The sequence below is a fragment of the Fimbriimonadia bacterium genome (assembly GCA_039961735.1).
Lineage (GTDB): Bacteria > Armatimonadota > Fimbriimonadia > Fimbriimonadales > JABRVX01 > JABRVX01.
The window spans coordinates 39477-57533 of record JABRVX010000003.1; the positions used below are offsets into that span (position 1 = coordinate 39477).

General features: G+C 62.1%; 15 protein-coding genes and 1 pseudogene. 7 read left to right on the forward strand and 9 right to left on the reverse strand.

Features of this window, described 5'->3' with window-relative positions; all coding sequences use genetic code 11:
* Nucleotides 1-30 precede the first annotated feature (30 nt).
* Together HRF45_00920 and prmA are read right to left on the reverse strand one after the other, a co-directional pair.
* Complete coding sequence (locus tag HRF45_00920; protein ID MEP0765092.1) at nucleotides 31-789, reverse strand: 16S rRNA (uracil(1498)-N(3))-methyltransferase; 759 nt, start codon at nucleotides 787-789, stop codon at nucleotides 31-33.
* Entirely contained in the window at nucleotides 762-1385 is a 624-nt protein-coding gene (gene prmA, locus HRF45_00925) for a 50S ribosomal protein L11 methyltransferase (GenBank protein MEP0765093.1), read from the reverse strand. The genes HRF45_00920 and prmA overlap by 28 nt, the downstream gene beginning before the upstream one ends.
* 144 nt (nucleotides 1386-1529) lie before the next feature.
* Between prmA and HRF45_00930 the strand changes: the two genes are divergently transcribed.
* Nucleotides 1530-1775, forward strand: a complete 246-nt coding sequence (locus HRF45_00930; GenBank protein ID MEP0765094.1) for a hypothetical protein — start codon at nucleotides 1530-1532, stop codon at nucleotides 1773-1775.
* Nucleotides 1776-1820: 45 nt separating this feature from the next.
* Here the strand turns inward: HRF45_00930 and dnaJ are convergent, their stop codons facing one another.
* Complete coding sequence (dnaJ, locus tag HRF45_00935; protein ID MEP0765095.1) at nucleotides 1821-2948, reverse strand: molecular chaperone DnaJ; 1128 nt, start codon at nucleotides 2946-2948, stop codon at nucleotides 1821-1823.
* 382 nt (nucleotides 2949-3330) lie between these two features.
* Nucleotides 3331-3504 (reverse strand): annotated as a pseudogene (gene rpoZ, locus HRF45_00940) (DNA-directed RNA polymerase subunit omega).
* Between the two features lie 208 nt (nucleotides 3505-3712).
* Between rpoZ and HRF45_00945 the strand changes: the two are divergent.
* From HRF45_00945 to HRF45_00965, 5 genes are all read left to right on the forward strand, one after another.
* On the forward strand, nucleotides 3713-4654 hold the full coding sequence (locus tag HRF45_00945; GenBank protein MEP0765096.1) for a hypothetical protein: 942 nt from the start codon (nucleotides 3713-3715) through the stop codon (nucleotides 4652-4654).
* A complete protein-coding gene (locus tag HRF45_00950; protein MEP0765097.1) occupies nucleotides 4651-5475 on the forward strand; it encodes a hypothetical protein in 825 nt (274 codons plus the stop codon). Before HRF45_00945 ends, HRF45_00950 begins: the two co-directional genes overlap by 4 nt.
* Before the next feature lie 139 nt (nucleotides 5476-5614).
* Nucleotides 5615-9109, forward strand: coding sequence for a transcription-repair coupling factor (gene mfd / locus HRF45_00955; protein ID MEP0765098.1), 3495 nt, complete (start codon nucleotides 5615-5617; stop codon nucleotides 9107-9109).
* A gap of 9 nt (nucleotides 9110-9118) precedes the next feature.
* A complete protein-coding gene (gene pdhA, locus HRF45_00960; GenBank protein MEP0765099.1) occupies nucleotides 9119-10135 on the forward strand; it encodes a pyruvate dehydrogenase (acetyl-transferring) E1 component subunit alpha in 1017 nt (338 codons plus the stop codon).
* The gene (locus HRF45_00965; protein MEP0765100.1) at nucleotides 10135-11112 is read left to right on the forward strand and encodes an alpha-ketoacid dehydrogenase subunit beta; all 978 of its coding nucleotides are present in this window, start codon (nucleotides 10135-10137) and stop codon (nucleotides 11110-11112) included. Before pdhA ends, HRF45_00965 begins: the two co-directional genes overlap by 1 nt.
* Nucleotides 11113-11814: 702 nt before the next feature.
* Here HRF45_00965 and HRF45_00970 read toward each other — a convergent pair.
* From HRF45_00970 to HRF45_00980, 3 genes are all read right to left on the reverse strand, one after another.
* Entirely contained in the window at nucleotides 11815-13674 is a 1860-nt protein-coding gene (locus HRF45_00970; GenBank protein MEP0765101.1) for a multicopper oxidase domain-containing protein, read from the reverse strand.
* Nucleotides 13675-14056: 382 nt separating this feature from the next.
* A complete protein-coding gene (locus HRF45_00975; protein MEP0765102.1) occupies nucleotides 14057-14560 on the reverse strand; it encodes a hypothetical protein in 504 nt (167 codons plus the stop codon).
* Between the two features lie 25 nt (nucleotides 14561-14585).
* Nucleotides 14586-15293: a RibD family protein gene (locus tag HRF45_00980; GenBank protein MEP0765103.1), complete on the reverse strand. Its 708-nt coding sequence runs from the start codon at nucleotides 15291-15293 to the stop codon at nucleotides 14586-14588.
* 72 nt (nucleotides 15294-15365) lie between these two features.
* Between HRF45_00980 and HRF45_00985 the strand changes: the two genes are divergently transcribed.
* Nucleotides 15366-17048 (forward strand): AAA family ATPase, encoded by a 1683-nt coding sequence (locus HRF45_00985; GenBank protein ID MEP0765104.1) that lies wholly within the window; start codon nucleotides 15366-15368, stop codon nucleotides 17046-17048.
* Between the two features lie 175 nt (nucleotides 17049-17223).
* Here the strand turns inward: HRF45_00985 and HRF45_00990 are convergent, their stop codons facing one another.
* Together HRF45_00990 and HRF45_00995 are read right to left on the reverse strand one after the other, a co-directional pair.
* On the reverse strand, nucleotides 17224-17664 hold the full coding sequence (locus HRF45_00990; GenBank protein MEP0765105.1) for a hydrogenase maturation protease: 441 nt from the start codon (nucleotides 17662-17664) through the stop codon (nucleotides 17224-17226).
* A 35-nt stretch (nucleotides 17665-17699) separates the two neighbouring features.
* Nucleotides 17700-18053 carry a DsrE family protein gene (locus HRF45_00995; GenBank protein MEP0765106.1) on the reverse strand — a complete coding sequence of 118 codons (354 nt, stop codon included), beginning with the start codon at nucleotides 18051-18053 and terminating at the stop codon, nucleotides 17700-17702.
* Between the last annotated feature and the right edge of the window lie 4 nt (nucleotides 18054-18057).

Consider the following 18057-nt stretch of genomic DNA (forward strand, 5'->3'; position numbering starts at 1 on the left):
CCGAACGGAATGCGACTTCGACGAAGAAAGCTAGCCCCCTGCCGAGAAGCGCAACGCCGATAGCCCACAGATTGCAGCAAAGGCAGCATGCTCGGTGCGCAGCACGCGTGGGCCGAGCGAAGCGACGAGCCATCCGCACGAGCGCGCGAGCGAAACCTCGGCATTCGTGAAACCCCCTTCGGGCCCGATGACGAGGGCGATTTCGTTGCCGCCCGGGACGACCTCCGCGAGAAAAGGGCAATCGGCCCCTTCGTACAAAAACACGGTCGGCATGCCGGCAGGTGGTGCGGTCGCTAGGCCGCTCGCCCACCCCACCGCAGGGACGCACGCGCGAAGGCTCACCTCGGCCGAATCGCGCGCGATGACCCGTAGCCTTTCCAACCGGCTTGCGACCCGCGCCTCGGGCCACCGCGCGACGCATCGCTCGGCCCCGAATAGCGTGAACCCGGACGCGCCCACCTCTGTGCAGGAGCGAACGACGGCCTCCAACTTATCGCCCTTGGCAATGGCCTGGCAAACGTGAATGCGAATCGCAGGCTCGGTATCCAGCGAATGGCGCTCTAACACCTCCGCCGAGAGGTTGCCTCGCTCGACCCACACCACGCGGCACACGAAGCAGTCTCCCGACCCGTCCATCGCCGCCAGAGGGTCCCCTACCCGCAACCTAAGGACGCGACTCGCCTTATGCGCCTGGTCCCCGTCCAGGTTCACGCGCCCTCCCGTGATCTGCTCGGGCAGCACATGAAAGCGGGGAAGTGCCCTTATCGCCTCACGAGCAGTGCCACCCACTCCCCCTCCTCCCGGCGCTCTACAGGCGCGAATCCGGCCTCTCCGCAGGCCGCTAGTACACCGTTCTCGTTGTCACGGGAGACTCCCGAGAGAATCCACGCTCCCCCCGGCCTCGAGCGCGCTGCCACATCGCCTGCGAGGCGCACTAGAGTAGCCGAGACGATGTTGGACACGACGAGGTCGAACATTGCACGACACCAGCGTATACCCTCCGCGAGCACCACATCGGCCTTGTCGCCACACCCGTTCCGCTGCAAGTTTTCCCGGGCGGCTGCCACGCTGACCGGGTCCACGTCGCAACATACGGCGCGGTCGGCACCGAGCTTGAGGGCCGCGATCGAGAGAATGCCCGATCCCACGCCGATGTCCAGTACCTTGTCGCCAGGTCGTATGTGCTGCTCTAGCAGCTCGAGGCACATCTGCGTGGTTGGATGCTCTCCCGTACCGAAAGCCTGCCCAGGATCGAGGTCGAGAACGATGTCGTCTGGTCCCGCCTCGGCTTGCTCCCAGGATGGACACACCACGAGCCGCCGTCCGATCCGCCTGGGTCGGAAGAATGCTTTCCACGCCTCGGACCAGTCCGTCTCCTCGATCACGCGCGACGAGAGGAGCCATGCTTCGACAGGCTCAGCATGACGAGGTGGCTGGGCATAGCGAGACGGCTGAGCATGACGAGGTGGCTGGGCATGCGGAGACGGCTGGGCATGACGAAGTGCCTCAGGATGCGGAGACGGCTGAGCATGACGAGGTGGCTGGGCATGACGAGGAGACTCGGCATGACTATGGTGGTGAACAGGGTGTCGCTCGTGCTCAGCGTGACGAAGAGTCATCAGATGCCTTTCAGCCTGGGCCGCTGCCTCGTCGGCGCGGTCGTCATCCGGCAGGTACGCGGCTACCCGGGGCGGGTCATCGTACAGAACGGAGCCTGGGGCACCGACCTGATCGAACATCGAGAAGAGGGCCTCGACCATGTCTGGAGTGGCTGACATCGGCAGGGCTACCGACAGCTCGCGCCAGCGGGCAGGGCTCATCTACCCTTCGCCGCGCAACGTGTCTTTGAACTGGTCCAGGAAGCTTTTCCCCTTCTTGCGCCTTGAGGGCTGGCGACCGGATTCGCGCTCGAACTCCACCAGAAGCTCTTTTTGGCGCTCCGTGAGGTCCGTGGGAACCGTCAGCCGTAAACCGACATGTAGATCCCCGCGCCCCTCCTGCCCCAGCGCAGGCATGCCTTTGCCTCGAACGGTGATCTCTGATCCCGGCTGGGAGCCGGGCATGATCTCCACTTCGACAGGGCCATCTACTCCCTCGACAGTCACGGTGTCGCCGAGGGCTAGTTGGGCGAACGAGGTCTCTAGAACGGTGTACAGCTCGGTGCCGCGACGCTGGAGCCGTTTGTCTGCCGCCACCGAGACGTTGATGAACATGTCTCCCGGCGGGCCGCCCTTGATACCATCGTGCCCTCCGCCAGACACCTGAAGCGTGGCCCCGTTCTCGACACCGCGAGGAATCTCGACACTCTGCTTGACCGTTTTCTTTATGCGTCCGGCACCACGACACGTCGGGCACGGGTCCTGAATCACCATGCCTTCGCCTCTGCAGGCGTAGCAGGGTGTGCTGATAACCGTTGTGCCGAACAAGGTCCTACGCTGCTCATTCACCTGGCCGAGCCCGCCACAGTGCGGGCAGCCGACCGGCGAGCTGCCGGGCCGCGCCCCGGACCCGTTGCAGGTGTCGCACGTGGTTAGCCTGGAGAACGAGAGGTCCTTACGGACGCCCGTGAGGGCCTCCTTGAGCGTGATCTGCAGGTCTATCTCGACGGGTTCGCCCGCCTGAGCACTGGATCGGCGACCTCGTGCCCGGCCACCGCCACCGAAAAACATCTCGAAGATGTCGCCCAGGCCGGTGAACGGGTCCTCCACCGTCATCCCGCCCATGTCGTCGCCCGCGATGCCGAAGCGGTCGTACCGAGCTCGCTGCTCGTCGTCGGACAGCACCCGATACGCCTCGTTGATCTCCTTGAAGCGCTCTTCGGCTTCTCGGTCACCCGAGTTCACGTCGGGATGGTGCTCTCTGGCAAGCCGCCGGTAGGCACTCTGAATGGCAGAGCGCGAGGCGTCGCGTGGGACCCCGAGAACCTCGTAGTAGTCGCGAGTGGGCATTCTGCAGGAGAAGCTAGTCGAGTGGCTCTTCGGTTGCGTCGAGCGGCGTTTCCTCGTCGCTGCTGTCGGCGTCATCCTCGATCACCACGTCTCCCGGCAGGTCGTCGGGATCGATTTCGATCAGAGGTTCCTCGTCTTCGTCTTCGCTATCAACCGCCTCCTCGTCGTTGAGCAGCACCGACATGTCGGCAGCTTCTTCGTCACTGACGGCCTCCTCGGTTTCCTCGTCCTCCTCCAATAGAGAGCGGATATCCGCAGTCGCGGCCAGTGTCTCTTCCTCGATGTCGAGAGCAGGGAGCGCCACCGTAGCCTCGAGAGCCAGCAGTGTCTCCTCCGGTGTCGGTTCTTGCTCCACTTCCTCGGTCTTGACCTCCAGGATCGGCCTAACCTTGTTTTGGGCTATCTCCGCAAGAGCGATCGTGAGGCTGTGATTCGAGTCCGAGTCCACCAAGGGTGGAGCGCCTTCCTTCAGCTGCTTCGCGCGCTTGGCGGCCATCAGCGCCAACACGTAGCTGCTTCCGATTCGTTCCACCAAGTCTGATGTGGATTGGAACATGAACTACTGAACCTCCTAGTTCGCGGACCTCGCGTGCGCGTATGCTTCAGATTGCGGCAAGTGACGGGCGGCGCGCACCTCACGGGAAAGCACGCTCCCCCCGCAAGCGAAAAAGTCTACCCGCGTTCCGTGAACCTGCGCAACGGTCAGTTTTCCCAGGTCCGCTCCTTTCCGGCACTAGGCCCGACCGGTGCCATAATCGTGGATCATGAAGCTATCCTCAGCGCTGCTCTGGCTGAACAGCCGACTGACACTCATCGTGACGGTCGCCGCCTGTTTGCTCGTGCCCAGCTGCCGCAGCTCATCACCGAGCCCCCCGACTACGCCCGAAGTCGAACATGCAGGGACGCCCCAGTCGCACGAAATCCCGAAGGGCCAGAACCCAGAGAGTGCCCAGACGGGCCAGGTCGTTCGTCTCCGAGTCGAGCTTCCTACCGACAAGCCGATCCGCTACGACTTGGCCTCGCGCATGTACGTGTCAGAAAGTGTCGGGGCAAGCGATGCGTCGAAACTACAGATGACTAGTACCGCTGTGGCGGTGCAGACGGCAAAGCACGCTGACAAGGCAGGTGTGTTTTCGGTGGAGACTCGGCTCCAGTCTCCCAAAGTCACCGTCGAGAGAGGAGGGCAGGCCGATGCCGACCACGCACGCCTGCTCGAGGAGCGGCTGCGCTCGCAGGTCCAGTCTTACCGATTCGATAAACTGGGGCGGCTGTATCTCGGCGAAGGGGGCGAGGTCCCGTTCGAGGTTGGACTGAATGGACTGGTATTTCCTGAGGAACCCGTTGGAGTCGGCGCCACTTGGGAACACTCGTGCAAGCTGAACCTAGCGAAAATCGTGGACGCAGGGGCGCCCATCATCCCGGTGACCGCCAAGTTCCGACTGCTGGAGATTGCAGAGCGCAACGGCTCGTACCACGCCAAAGTCCGAATGGCAGTGGATTCGGCCGTCGCCGACGACTCGCCTGATGACAAGACCATTCGTTACACAGGCACGGTCAAGCTAAGCGAGGATGCCTGGGTCGAGGTCAAGACGGGCATCATTCAGAGCGCAGAGAGCAAGATAGACGTGCAGGTAAGCAAGCTCCAAGGCGGCATCCTTCACACTTTTGTGCGAACAGCCGAGCAGACGACGATACGAAAGCCGTGATCTCGCGCCCCGGCCTGCTGCTTCTCGCCCTTCTTGTGGCCGGATGCGGATCGGTTCGCGGGCCGAACGACAACTCGGCCGCGCTTCCGGACAATGGTCCAGTGTCAAGTCAGCCGAGGCTTACCTTCCAAGATGGTGAGGTACTACGCTACTCGTTGACCCACGATACCAAGTACAGCCTGACAGGCGAGATAGCCCCCTCGCCCGTCGAGATGCATATCTCCTTCACGGCTATGCAGGTTCACACAGTTGCAGACATCGAGGGTTTTCGAGCGAGGCTCGAGGTCCGGCTGGAAGATGTGAAGTTGGCCAATGGCGACGACGCCTTGGCACGACGGATCGCCGGTCAGGTAGCCACACTGCGGGTTGCACCGACTGGAATCGCCGAGGCCCGCCATTCGGAACCTGGCAAGGGTCCCGGCGCACCGGCCTCGGTAGCCTACCTCGGCGTCGCTTTGCCTGACCGCAGGCTGCAGCCGTTCGATCGATGGGACGCCCAACTCTCGTTCCCCGTCGGTAGACTGCTCGGGCGGGTCGTGCCTGAAGAACACGTGATCCCAGTCACCATCCACTACACCATCGAAACACCCAAGGAACTAGGTCGAGTGCTGCGCTACTCTGGCAACGCGGACTTCAGTTACGAGCACGCCGCCGAACGTGCAGTCGGCAGACTCCAAGTGCACGGGTTCACGAAACTCACCCGAGACGGGTCGCGAGTATCTTTCAACGAGGAGTCCGCTACGGTGACCGCCGAGATTGCAATGGCGGGAGCGAGCGGCTTCGTCAGAGTCGTAACGTCGTCCAATCTCCGGCTTCCCTGAGGACTTGCCGAAACTAGTGGTGCAGTAGATGGTCTACGCTCGTTAAGGTAAGTGTCCAACTGCATCCGGCTGGTCGGGGTCCCAAACGCCTGGGATGCATCTTGGGTGTTGCATACCCATAGGTACAATCGCACACCACATGCATATAAGCGATTGGGCTCTCCAGCTTCGTAGGCTGGGGGGGCTGTCCTCGTTCTGGGACGACGCCGAAGGGCGGGCCGAGTGGCGTGACCTTGCGGTCGAGGCGCGGGCGCCCTTCGTTGCGGCGATGGCTCGACCGCGCCTAGAGCAGGACGCCTTTCGCGCTCTCATCGTCACGTCCACGTACGAAAGTGCCCTGCAATGGCAAGCTCGCTTAGCACTGTACGGCGTGCCAGAGCGATGCTTACTCCAACTCCCGAACGGCTCTTCCACCCTATTCGAGGACACCTCTCCAGAGCTAAACGCCCTCTCGGAGCGGGTCGGATCGCTGCTTCGCCTGGCTTCCGGCGGTGGTGTCATCGTGATCGCATCCCCTACCGCCGCACTGGAATACACCCTGCCTCCGGCTCGGATGATCAAGGAGACCATGTTGCTCAAGGTCGGGCAAGAATGCGACCTCGAGCTCCTTTTGCGGCGGCTCGTACGAAAGGGATACGAGGCCCAGGAACCCGTTCGCATGCCGAGCGGCTTCTCGCGACGCGGCGGCATCGTAGACATCTACCCCATGGGCCGGGGCCTTCCCGTTCGCCTGGAGTTCTTTGGTGACGAGATCGAGAGTATGAGGGAGTTCGACCCGCAATCGCAGCGGTCCGTACGCGAGGTCGAGGAGGTTGCTATCCCCCCCGCACGGGAGACCCTCGTCGGAGACCGTGGTGCTGAAGTGGCCAGGCACCTTGCCGCCCGCCTCGAGCGCGAGGCAAGCACCTTGACCGGAGAGGCCAGGGAAACGCTGGAGGAGGCGATTCAGGCCGACATCGCTGCACTTCAGTCTGGCCTCTGCTTCGACCGGGAGACCCTCTACCGCCCGCTCGTCAACGACGCTACGACGTGTGCGCTGGACTACCTCGGTGACGATGGCCTTCTCATCGTGGACGAACCCTTGGAGATAAGCGTGCACGTCGAACGAGCCCACCAGGAGATGCAGCAGGCACTGGAGACCCGCATGGGACGCGGCGAGATGCTGAGCGCAGAGGCCGACTGGTTCCTCGCCCCTCCCGCGCGATTAGGTGAAGTGAAGCGTCTTATCTCGATGTCGCTGGGGGATTCGACGGCCGACTGGCTGCACGATACCGTCGTTCGCTCGGCGGGTGTCGCGAGCATGGCACCCTACCGAACGAACCCGCAGTCGTTGGTGGACACGATCCGCAACTGGTTGGGGTCTGGCTTCACCGTCGTAGTAGGCACGGACCAACCCACTCGCGCTCGCCAGACTCTCACTGGGATTGACGTACCCTGGCTGGAAGGGGAGATCAGACTAGGGGGATTCCATCTCGCATCGGGGAACCCTGCGGGCGGGTTCGCGATTCCATCGGAACGATTTGCGGTGTTGACGGACGCAGAGCTGTTCGGCGTGGGCCGGCTACGACTCCCGCAGAAGAGGTATCGCGAGGGGGCGCCGATTGCCACGGTGCTCGATCTCAAGCCCGGCGATTACGTCGTACACATCTACTTTGGAATCGGGATCTACCGTGGCTTGGTGACGCGGCGATTCGAAGGGGTGGAAAAGGAGTTCCTGCACATCGAGTATGCGCCGCCGGACAAGCTGTTCGTGCCGGTGGATCAACTCGACCGCATCCAGAAGTACCTGGCTCCCACCGATGAGCCTCCGAAGGTTAACCGGCTGCACAGCGGAGAGTGGCAACGCACCGTCAAGTCCGCCAAGCAGGGCGCTCGTGAGATGGCCGAAGATCTGCTCAAGATCTACGCCGCACGCGCTAAGGTGACCAAAGACCCTTTTCCGCCGGACAGCCCGTGGCAGGCGGAGATGGAAGCGACGTTTCCGTGGGTGGAGACGAGGACGCAGCTGAGGGCGATCAACGAGGTGAAGAGAGACCTGGAACAGCCCCACCCGATGGACCGATTGGTATGCGGTGACGTCGGCTTCGGCAAGACCGAGGTGGCTGTTAGGGCAGCCTTCAAGGTGGCACAGGAGGGCAGACAGGTAGGTGTGCTCTGCCCGACGACCATCCTGGCCACACAGCACTACGAAACCTTTCGTGAACGACTCGCCCCCTATCCCGTGTGCCTGGACTTCATCTCGCGCTTCAAGTCCCCGAAGCAGCAGAAGGAGATACTGGCCAAGCTGAAAACGGGCGAGCTGGACGTAGTGATCGGCACGCACCGACTGCTATCTAAGGACGTCGTGTTTCACAACCTCGGATTGCTTATCGTAGACGAAGAGCAGCGCTTCGGGGTGATGCAGAAGGAGCAGATCAAGAAGTTGCGAGCACAAGTGGATGTGCTGACACTTACTGCTACGCCAATCCCGCGTACGCTCAGCATGGCCATGATGGACATTCGCTCGATGTCAGTCATCACAGACCCGCCGCCCGGAAGACTGCCGATCCGGACCTGCCTCAGGGCGTATCATGATAGCGTAGTGCGAGAGGCGATTCTGCGTGAGTTGGCGAGGAATGGACAGGTGTATTATGTGTACAACCGCGTCCAGCACATCCATCACATCGCGGATCACATAGCACGCATGGTCCCCTCTGCGAGGATAGCTGTCGGCCACGGTCAGATGGATGAGCGCGAGCTAGAAGCAGTTATGCTCGCATTCTATCGCGGAGAGTTCGACGTGCTCGTGTGCACCACGATCATCGAGAACGGCTTGGACGTACCACGGTGCAACACGATCATCGTGGACGGGGCTGACCGACTGGGCCTCGCCCAGCTCTATCAATTGCGCGGCCGCGTCGGTCGCTCAGACCGCCAGGCATACGCATACCTGCTCTATCGCAAGGAGAAGGTGCTGACGGAGACTGCGCTGCAACGCCTCAAGGCGCTGGAGGAGTTCTCCGATTTGGGATCGGGCTACTCGCTCGCCTTTCGGGACCTACAGATTCGCGGCGCCGGGGAGCTGCTCGGCTCCAAGCAGCACGGGTTCGTGGTGAGCGTCGGATATGACCTGTTCGTGGAAATGATTCGCGAAGCGGTGAACGACCTTCGCGGCGTGCCGTTAGAGGAAGCGTTTGCGACGCTCCCCACCTTCGACCTGCCCATCACCGCGCAGATTCCCGCCAGCTACGTTACCGACCAGGCACAACGCCTGTTCTTCTACCGCCGACTGACCAGTTCTAGGACCGAGGAAGACCTTGCCGAGGTACTATCGGAGCTGAAAGACCGATACGGTCCCCTCCCCGCCGACGTGGAGGCCGCGGCCGAGGTTATGCGCCTGAGGATGCGCGCGTATCGTGTGGGCGTAGCCAAACTCGAGATGCGCGAAGGGGTCGCCGACCTCGTGCTGGGTCCTGGCGCGAAGCTGAGCCCCAAAGTATGTACGCTGCTGACGCAGGCTGTCGGTACGGCTACGTTCAAGCCAGAGGGAGTGAGGTGGCATCCGAGGTCGGACATCCTCGGTTCCATCCGGAAGATACTCGGAGCGATCGAGAAGGCGCCGGAAGTGGCGCGGAGGGCGGCATCGCCCGCTTAGGAGGTGCACGTGAGTACACCGGCAAGGAATAGGCCCGCAGTGGCGGATGCCGAACAACTGAAGCAGTTTTATAAGGACATGCTGCTGATCCGTCGCTTCGAGGAAAAGTGCGAGTTCGCCTATCGTGCAGGCAAGATCGGCGGATACCTTCACCTGTACATCGGGCAGGAAGCAACAGGTGTCGGCTGGCTTTCGGCGCTGCATCCCGGGGACTCGGTGATAGGTGCGTACCGAGTGCACGGCTTTGCGCTGCAGATGGGTACCGACCCCAAAGTGGTGATGGCGGAGCTGTTAGGGCGGGTGACCGGCTGTGCGCGTGGAAAGGGCGGGTCCATGCATCTCTACGACATCCCGCGGGGCTTCTATGGGGGATGGGGGATCGTAGGCGGACACGTGCCGTTGGGGGTCGGGCTGGCGTTCGCAGCCAAGTACCATAACACGGGCCAGGTGGTGCTCTGCTTCATGGGCGACGGCGCCGTGAATGCCGGAGTCGTGCCCGAGGTGATGAACATGGCTTCGCTATGGGACCTGCCCATCGTGTTCATCATCGAAAACAATCAGTTTGCCATGGGAACGCGCTTGGAATACCATGCTGCAGACACAGAACTGCACAAGCGGGCCGCTCCCTTCGCAATGGGTCACGAGAGACTGGATGGCATGGACGTGGTACAGGTACGCCGTGATGCCGATCGTATCATCGCGCAGGTGCGCGAGACCTCCCGTCCGTACTGCGTCGAAGTGATGAACTACCGTTTCGTGGGACACGGCGCCGCCGATGTGAGCCAGAATCTCTACCGCACGGATGAAGAGGTCGCCGAGTGGCGCAACCGTGACCCACTTCGTATCCATGGTGACCGATTGATCCGGGAGGAGATAGCTACCGAAGCCGACATGGAATTGTGGGACATCGAGATACAAAGGGTGGTGGAGGAGGCGTATGCGTTCGCGGATACATCCCCCGAACCACCTATCGAAGAGGTGTACCAGCACGTTTACACCGACATGATGCCGGAGGTGGGGCACTGATGGCAACGATGACCTATCGTGACGCCCTTCGAACAGCTCTGATCGAGGAGATCGAACGCGATGACAATGTGTTCATCATGGGCGAAGACATCGGTCGCTACCAAGGCACGTTTCGGGTAACTGCGGGGTTGTTCGAGCAGTTTCGGGAAGCACGAGTCTGGGACACTCCCATCTCCGAGCCCGGTATCGTGGGCATCGCAATCGGCGCGGCGATGGCAGGATTGCGGCCGGTCGTCGAGATGATGACGATGTCCTTCTCCATCCTCGCCATGGATCAGATCATCAACCATGCGGCCAAGATCCATTACATGACGGGTGGTCAGGCGAAAGTACCGATGGTAGTGCGTGGGCCCGGGGGCGCGGGGCGTCAGCTCTCCGCCCAGCACTCCCAGTCGCTGGAAGGCATCTATGCACATGTGCCAGGCCTGAAGGTGGTGTGCCCGTCCACTCCGGCGGATGCGAAGGGAATGCTGAAGACTGCGGTACGCGATGAGAACCCCGTCATCTTGATCGAGGCGCCTGGCCTGTACGCAGCGAAGGGCGAGGTGCCGGAAGACTCCGAGTTCATGACACCATTCGGTGAGGCGGAGGTGGTGCGCCAGGGTACGGACCTGAGCATCATCACCTGGTCGCGGATGCGGGTGGAATCTCTCAAAGCCGCGGAGATGTTGGAGAAGGACGGCATTTCCGCAGAGGTCGTGGACGTGCGCAGCCTGCTACCACTCGACACGAACACCATCTTCGCATCGGTCAGGAAGACACACAGAGCGCTGGTTGCGTATGAGGCATGGAGGTCTGGCGCTTTCGGAGCTGAGATTGCTGCGCGGATCGGGGAGTCCTGCTTCGACGACTTGGACGCCCCCGTGATGCGCGTGGGAGGCCTCAACGTGCCGATGCCCTACGCCGCGAACCTGGAGCTCGAGGTGGTGCCCAACGCTTCCCGCATCGCCTCCCGCTGTCGGGAACTGGTGGGGTAGGTACTGCTCTGTACCGAGCACTGTCATGCTGTTCGTGCTCGTCCCGCCCTAACACCGTGTCATCTGTTGTGGCGTCATGCTGAGCCCGTCGAAGCACCCGTCATGCTGAGCCCGTCGAAGCACCCGTCATGCTGAGCCCGTCGAAGCATGCGCTCGTGGTCCGCATGGTGGTATCTCCACTCTGGATAGTCGGGCATCGTCATGCTTCGACAGGCTCAGCATGACGATAACCCGCGCTCGCAGCCCAAGCTCGGCATCAGGGTAACACTCGTTCGCTCGCGTATGAGGCACAGGTGAGAGGCGCAATCTCCATCGCCGCTATCACGAGGGAATGGCGAGACGACCTGGCCACTCTCATCCAAGCCCCACCACGACCGAAGGCCCCATCTATGACAGACCCTCACATCCCACCTGGATCGGTCCGCAGTGAACGGCCTCGCAGGCTCGATGCCTATTCAGTCCCCACATCCACCCCGCACCGAGCTGCAAGCTCTTCGATCAGCAGCAGGTACGGAACCTCCATCCCGTTCCTTTGCCAGCCGACCGGCACGCGTGCGCTGCCGGACGGCGCTACGGCACGCTCAGCGCGACCCCTAAGTACTCCTAGGGATGCCCGCCAGGCTTACGAGCAACTCGTGGGTGTCCGTAATCTACCGAGGGCCGCTTTCAGGGCCCTCGGTAGATGGCCGGTTCCCGAGTCTTCTACGGACCCACTCGATAGGGTCGCATCATCTCGTTGTCTTCGTGCTCCACGATGTGGCAGTGCCACACGTACAGGCCTGGGATGTCGAAGCGCGCCTTCACGCGGGTGATTTCGCCAGGATACGCAATCACTGTGTCCTTGAAGCCGGTCTCCCATAACTCGGGCCCCCGGGTCATTGCGCTCCCGATCACGTCACCCATCGGCGTGCGATCCACGACCTCGAACATGACCAAGTGGAGGTGAATCGGATGCGCGTCCATGGTGAAGTTATGGATCTCCCAGATCTCTGTGTCTCCGACGCCAGGGTTCTCGGTGATCGGATCCATCCAGCGCAGCAGGTTCGGGGAGCCGTCGGGGTTAAGCGTACCCAGTAGCGCAGCCGTCGGTCCGAAGGGCTCGCCGTCCCCGCAGTCCAACACGATGTTGCCGTCGTTGTCCTCGCTCACCATCACCGTCGCGGAGTCCACTTCGCCGAGGGCCAACCGCCGCGAGCGCACCTCCGTACCCAGTCTTTTCTGCTTGGGCAGCTTGAGCTGTGCAGGTGGAGTGCTGAGGTCTCTGCTCACGAGTGACCCCACTGCAAACTTCAGCACTTGGCCCGTGGTAAACGGGTCTGCGTAGTCGAAGTCCTGTCCCGGAACTCCTCCCGAAAACGGCTCGTCCGGTCCTTCGTTGATCAGATACAGGTCGGTACCTTCGGGTAGCCCGGTGAAGTCCACTATCACATCGGCACGCTCGGCAGGACCCATCAGAAGCGCATCCCGTTGCACGGGCGCAGGGAGGAAGCCGCCTTCAGCTCCGATCTGCCAGAACGGCAATGCAGCCGAGGCAGGGCGGACCGTCGGATTGCCGGCCACCAGCTTCAGAATCAGGAATCGCGAGTTGCAGCCGTTGAGAAGCCGGAAGCGGTACCTTCTGGGCTCGACGTCCAGTGTAGGCCACGTGCGCCCGTTCACAACCATGGTATTCCCGAAGAACTCGGGGTTCCAGATGGGTGAGACATCGCTGGGACCCGTGCAGCCGTAGTCCGGGATGAACGGAATCTGCAACTGACTGGGTAGCAAGCCCTCGAAGTATGCGCGGTTGGCAGGGTAGAAGAGCGAGCCGTCCTCATTGAATGTGCGGTCTTGAATGGCGATCGGAATCTCGTAGTACCGCGTGCCCGGTCTGTCACCCCAGGCGGGGGCTGGACCCGGAAGCCGGTTACCTTGAACGTCGGTCGGCCCGCCACGCAGGATGTAGAAGCCTGCCGGTCCGGCATAGACGTTGGCCCGGGTCATACCTAGTGTGTGGTCGTGATACCACAGGGTCGCGGCAGGCTGGTCGTTCGGATACTGGAACACAGCGGTCCCAGGATCGGTGTTCGACTGGTCGAACTGACCGAAGTGAGTGCCGACGGTGGCATAGCCTGGTGGAATGTTCCGCGCGTTGGGGAGATACCACGCCTCGGGATAGCCATCGCTCTCCGGTCCGACGTGGGCTCCGTGCACGTGCGTCACGATTGGAACGGGGCCCGTATAGGGCGTCGGATCGTACCCGTGCATGTCACGACCCATGAGGCCACCTGGGGGGTTGGCCCAGTGCAATGTCTGATCGATCGGCAGCAGGTGAGGAAGGAAGTCCCCGTTCGCGTCCACTAGATCGTTGATCCACTTCACTCGCACAGGCCGGTTTACCCTTGCCTCGATGGTGAACGATGGGTAGTTGAAAGAACCAGGGTGGTTGACGGAACCGTAGCCCCAGACGGTCGTGGCCGGGTAGGGTGAAGGCAATATCTGTTGCTCGAACTGCCTCACCGCAATCTCATAGTAGTCTACGCTCGGCGACCCCTTCTGCAACGCTTTGGTGGTTTTGGGCATTGCGGGCGGAATCACGAGTGACTGGCCATACTTGGGAATAAGATTCGGATCGAGGATGTCAGCGGGTGTCGCCAACGGGCCGGCTATGACCGCGCCGGCGAGCAGTCGCCAAAAAGAACTTGTCACCGGTCATCTCCCTTTCTGTTGCTGCGTGAACCAGCGTTGTGGGACTACGCGGCACAGTATGACCTGCTCGGGACCCGCTCCTGGGTGCACTTCGCACCGGGAACGCATTGCCGCAGCCTCGCCTGCGGATGCGCGCAGCACTGTTTAGCATGTCTGCTCTAAGAATTGTATCACGGAGTGGGATCTGTGCCAACATGCGAGCGACGTGACGAGCCCCGGAGCTACCCGCAAGCCACCCGGGGCGGGCTGGGCTGCGTCAGCCCAGCCCGGTGACCTCCACCCCACACCGGGCTGCAAGCTCTTCGATCAGCAGCAGGTACGGAACCTCCATCCCGTTCCTTTGCCAGCCGACCGGCACGCGTGCGCTGCCGGAGACTAAGTAGGCCACTGGCGACAGAGTGTGCTCGCCCGAGCGCAGGGTGAGCGTATACCGGTGCTTGCCACCCGGCGAAGGCGCGATGGAGCGCACCTCCTTGTAGGGGATGGAGACCGTCTTCAGCAGCGAGACCAGCTCGAAGTGGTCTTCGTACAGCCGGACCTCGGTGGCCTCGCTGCGCTTTCCCGCCAGGTTCGCCATCGCTGCCCGACCCGCGCGCATCGCCGCCGAGAGACCCTCCTTCAGCGCCGTGCCCAGGTCCTTTTCCTGCAGCCCGACCTTCGCTGCCTTAGCCTTGGCCCTCGCGTCCTGCTTGATTCCGCCCGCACCGACCTCGAACCACTGGATGCACGCGGGCGGTGAATAGACTACGGGTTCCTCCACTCGCTTCGCCTCCTCGCTACCGCTCTTACGTCATCGGCCCGGCGCCGGGTTGCGTCCCGTGTCGAAACGCATACCGCAGGAACAGCTCGCCCTCCTCCTCGAACACCGAGAGAAGCCTCAGACGGGGCAGGGCGTCTGACGGGAATGCAGGCGCGGTAATGACGGTCGGCCCGTCGCCGCCGCGCAGCTTCGGAGCGAGCGTAAGGAACAATTCGTCCACGTAACCAGCCCGAATCAGGTGCCCGTTCAAGATGGATCCACCCTCCACGAGCAACGTCCGAACCCCTCTCGCACGTCTCAGGTGCCGGACAGCATCCGTGGCGTCGGCCACCCGCACGACCTCGGCGCCGGAGGGCAGAGCAGGGACATCGCCGCTGGCCAGGTACAGAATCGCCCTCTCCGGTGCCTCCTCGAAGAAGCTGAGGTCCTTCGGCAGCTGCCCACTCTGAGATAGAACGGCCCGCGTAAGCCCCAGCGGATACCCCATCCTCGGGTCGGCCCGCAGAGTCCCCGCCCCAATCAGCACGGCGTCCACCTGGGTCCTTATCCTCTCCATCAGGCGCTTGTCTGTCGCAGAACCGAGGCCTTTGGCGTTCTGAACGTTGACGATACGGCCGTCAAGCGTGCAAACCATGTTGATCACGGTATGGGGGCGCGCATCCGGCGGGTCTGGGAACGTTAAGGACAGGTAGGGCTCGGTTTCGCGTTCATTGGGCGGAAGAAGGGCTCTCATCTCGATGGTCAACGTACCGGACGACGTACACTATTAATCAAGTCATCCCGAGTGGACGGGACTAGGGAGAACATGAGCGACAGCGTTTTCGACGGCACAAGAGACGAAGAGCAACGGGGGAGCAACGCTCTGGCCATCCTGGAGGAGCTAATCCGCATGGTGCCGCGCGACAACCCGCGACTGCTGAACTACCTCCGGAGCCTTCAGGTGCGGCTCCAGATGGACGCCGAAGACCGCGAGAAGATGCAGCAGGCGCTGGCCGAGTTCGAGGAAGCGTACGAGAAACTGACCTCGCCCGCCAATCGGGTCTGCGTGTATTTGGGCAAGAAGGACGATTACGCACTGATCGCGCTCGGTGACACCGAGTTCGTGGCCAATCTCGATCCGAAGGCAGACTTGGCAAACCTTCAGCCCGGCACGCAGGTACGTGTGAACGAGGCGTACACCGTGTTGGAAGACCTCGGCGTGCATTCGGGTGGGCAGATTGTCAAGGTTACCGATGTGTACGACGAGGGTCGCCTTCGTGTAGCCACCGACGTGCAGGGCTCGGGTGGACGCATAGTGCGGCGCGGTGCGCCCATTATGGACGCCAAGATCGAGCCAGGCGATGAGGTGCGAATGGACCCGACCTTCCGCCTCGCGGTGGAGCACTATGGGCGTAACGAAGTGCGTGACTACTACTTGGAGGATGTCCCCGAGCTTCCGTGGAGCAAGGTGGGAGGCCAAGAAGAAGCAATCCGCCTAATCAAGGACACGATCGAATACCCGCTGCTCCACCCCGAGGTGTACCGGAGGTTCGACAAGAAGCCAATCAAAGGCATCCTGCTTTATGGCCCGCCCGGCTGCGGGAAGACGCTGATAGGGAAGGCGACCGCTTACAACCTGACACAGGAGTACTCCAAAGTCCGCGGAGAGAAGGTGGAGGAGTACTTCATGTTCATTAGCGGCCCGCGCATCCTGAACATGTGGCTGGGCGAGACCGAACGCATGGTGCGCGAGATCTTCACCACCGCACGCGAGAAGGCGAGCGATGGGAAGCTGGTGTTCATCTTTATTGACGAGTGCGAGTCGATCCTGCGCACACGCAGTTCGGGCCGATGGCTGAACATCTCCAACACCGTCGTACCGCAGTTCTGTGCGGAGATGGATGGGTTGGTAGAGCTGCAGAACGTGGTGGTGATGCTCACTTCCAACCGACCCGACTACATAGACCCGGCGGTGCTGCGGCCCGAGCGAATCGACCGCAAGGTGAAAATAGGTCGTCCGGACCGACTCGCGACCGAGGACATCCTACGTATCTACCTTCACTCCGGCGTGCCGCTCGACCCCGCGCTTCGCGCGGAGTTCGACGGGGACTCCGATGCTGCCCGAGAGTGCGCCATCCATCGGGCGGCCGAGTACCTGTGGCGCCGCACCACCGAGACGCAGTTCCTCACCGTGTTCCTGCGCAACGGTAGCCGCGACGTTCTGCACTGGTCGGACTTGGTGAGTGGTGCGCTTCTCAAGTCGTCGGTGGATCGAGCGAAAGACTATGCCATCCGTCGCGCTATCGAGCAGGGGGAGCAGGATGGGGGTGTGTCCGTGGAAGACCTGACAACCGCCATCCGCACCGAGTTCCGCGAGAACGAGATCTTCCCAAAGACGGATACGCAAGAGGACTGGCTGAAGCTGCTGGACTATGAGGCAGAGGACGTTGCGGGCCTGAAGCCGGTCCGCGAGGACGACTACGACGCGCTCCAGGGCCAGATCGTCTGACGGGACCCGGGTTACTGGGCGGCTATCATGACCTTGCTCGTTTGGTCTCGCCATTCGGCGTCTGTCTCGATATGAGCACTGCACTTCGTCTCGGGGCTAAGTGACAAGACCCGTCATGCTGAGCCTGTCGAAGCATGACGGGGTTGGGGTGGCGTGGTATGCTGTTACCTCAGCATTACCGTGATGGTCGGTTCTCGCCACCCTGCGCTACGAATAGGGCGATCTCGGCTGCCACGGTGTCTACGGCTGCGGCAACCCTGGGAGACGCATCTGCCCCCACGCCGAACTGCGCCCCCTCTATGCCATACACGGTCAGGCGCGGTGGTAGTCTTAGTAGAGATCGGGCCAGCTCTATCGCCTCTGCAACGCTGAATAGGTGGGTGGAGGGGTTGTGGCGAAAGGCAGCGGGAATGGGCTGCTCACATGCGTCGAACCGATGGATGGTACCAGGAGGTGATCCGGAGTGGACCGAGTCTATCAGGACAACCTCTTCCGCATCGCGCCAAAGCTCCATCATCTCAGCCCCGTCGCCGTCGCACTCACGGAGATCGGCATCCACGCCCAACTCGCGAAGGCGCCGAACCACGAGCAAGCCTGCTGCGTCATCCCCCCGCATGTCGTTGCCGATGCCCACAATGAGCGCGCGAGCGCTCAGAAGGTCACCACCCGGTCCGATGTCAGCGTCCACTCGGATAGCTCCTTCATAGTCGCATGTTCGACGCCGGCGATCAGCTTGTGGCCCCACAGCCCACGATGATCGAGACACGTCGCACAGGCGAGCACCTTAGTCCCACCGGCAATTGCATCGGTGAGCATGGCCTCGATGTCATAGCTTCCCTCTGGCCGCTGATGCTGGGGTATCGCGCAGTACACTCCGTCGGATAGCAGGAACACTCTCAGCTCCGCAGTCGGATCTGCAGTGCGGAGTGCGGAATGCAGCCTGAAGGCGTTGAACGCCTTCTCGTTGCCGTAGGGGCTATCGTTGATAACGAACAACACCTTCAAAGCA